This is a genomic window from Blautia sp. ZXY-1-C6 (assembly GCF_056339875.1).
Genome location: NZ_JBWJVQ010000120.1, coordinates 1 through 2,224 on the forward strand (window position 1 = coordinate 1; position 2,224 = coordinate 2,224).

The 2,224-nt window shown below is 44.7% G+C and carries 1 protein-coding gene; it reads right to left on the reverse strand.

Annotated elements, in window-relative coordinates:
* Positions 1-59 precede the first annotated feature (59 nt).
* Positions 60-2,224 (reverse strand): N-6 DNA methylase (locus AC075J_RS04230; protein ID WP_476390061.1); only part of this gene is annotated, 2,165 nt, incomplete at its 5' end.

Here is a 2,224-nt window from a genome sequence, read left to right on the forward strand (position 1 = left end):
CTGGTCAGAACAATTTTCCCTGCTGTATCTGTAAAATTTCACGCACCAGAAGGCGGATTTTATGCATGGCACGTATCCGGCGCTTCACACTTTCCTTTGCCTGACTCCGGTATAAGAAAGACTCCCCTTCCCTTGCAGAGAACATACGTTCGTCCTGGACATATCACCGTAAACGTATAATTAGGTATCTTTGGGGAAGCAGCTAAGACGTCCTGCTCTTCCTTCTTTTTTTCTGCTATGCTTTCTTCATAACAGTTTTTAGGAAGCTCTCCAACTGCGTCCAAAATTCTTTTTTCCAGGTCAAAGTCTTCCGCTTCATTGACCAGGGCTGTATATTTGGAATCTTTCCCGAAAAACTGTTCAAACCAGACCATTTTCCCAAGCATCATTTCCGGGTGTTCCAGATAATACTGATTTACCGGTACCATGTCTTCCGTAAGCCCTGTATAAGTCCAGATCGGCTCCCCAATCGAAGGCTCTGCTTTTTTCTGAAAAAACAAAAGGTCACTGGTAACTGCGGTATTGGCGCTCTTTCCAAAAGAATCTGCCGGAAGCCGGACTGCCCCTAAAAGGTCTGCCTGTTCTGCCAAATTTTTTCTCACAGCGCTGTCATTTTTATCCAACGTCCCTTTTGAAGTTACCACTGCCAAAATGCCTCCTGGCCGAAGGAGGTCCATGCTTTTCCGGATAAAATAATCATGGACTTTCAACTTCATCTTTTTATATCGGGGATCATACAAACGGAAATCCCCAAAAGGCACGTTTCCTACAATTACATCAAAGCTGTTATCCTCAAATTCCGTTTTTTCAAATCCTTTAATCTGGATACTGGCTGAAGGGTGGAGCTTTTGTGCAATCCTTCCGCTTATGGCATCAATCTCCACGCCATAAAGCTGGGATTTTTGCATACTTTCCGGAAGACCATGAAAAAAGTTTCCAATCCCCATAGCCGGTTCCAGAATTTTTCCCTTCTGGAATCCAAACTGCTCCAGGGCTTTATAAACACCCCGCACGACTTCCGGCGGCGTATAAAAAGAACTGTTGACACTGGCCCTTGCCTGGGCGTATTCTTCTGCGGTCAACAGTTCCTTCAATTCCTGATATTCTTTTTTCCACTCCGGGCGTTTACTGTTAAAAGCATTTGGCAGCCCGCCCCACCCTACATACCCCGCAAGAATTTCCTGTTCTTCTTTTGTGGCATTTCTCTCTTCCTGCTCCAGTGTTTTTAAGATACGGATTGCCCGGATATTTTTCTGATACCGGCTTTTATCCCCACCGGTAAACTGCAACCACCCTTCTGGGTAATAATAATCTCCGGCTTCTTCCTTGCCTTCTGTCTGGACAGAGGTTCTTCCTTCCTGCCAAAGCTCTTCCTTTTTAAGAATTTCGCTATATTCTTCCCATAATGCCGGAAACCAGGGAAGCAGACGGTACATATTCTCCTGCTGCTCTAAGGTTTCTGAATCTTCGGTATAGGCAATCTGGTCCTCCTCTGCCAGATGTGCAGTAAGCCCGCCAAACTGATCCCAGGAAAGTTCCTGCAGAAAATCTTGGCTTTCCGGCAGGGTGATCTTAATCCCATTTTCCTGAATACAAAGCTCATAGCTTCCATGTTCTGTCCGCACCAGATAATAAGGCTGGCCTTCCGGTACTTCCCGAAGCAAAAGCATCTTCAAAAAATGGTCTTTTTCTTCCGGTAGCTGATTGGTCGTATAGACCAGACAGAGCATTTTCTTTAAAATATCCGCCTGGATATTCTGTTTATAAAAGGCTATGCCAATCTCTTCTAATGGGATTGGTTCCTTTTCCTCAATCACTTCCTGCACTTTCTCTGGCTGTAAGGTTTCTTCCTCTGTTTCTTCCCCATTTTCTAAGGCTTCCTCCGATACAGATAACAAAGGAAGATAGGTCCCTTTTTCAATCCGTTTCCCAATTTCCAAAGAAACTTCGTCCCAGTACCAGAACGCCTCCTTCATGGAAGTTCCCTCACTCCAAAGAATATAAAAACCACTGGAACCGCTTTCTGCGGTCAGGATACCGTCTTTTGTATGGGCTTCTCTTTTTACATCTCCATACAATTCATAAAGATAGGCTTCCCGGTCTGTTTCCTCTGGATTGTTCCGGTAAAACTCATAAATTTTATATGGTATCTCCTGCCCTGTCATTTCCAGAAGGATTTTCTCTTTCTGCCAGTTTTCCGGCTGTGCAGGTTCTATCTCCCCAG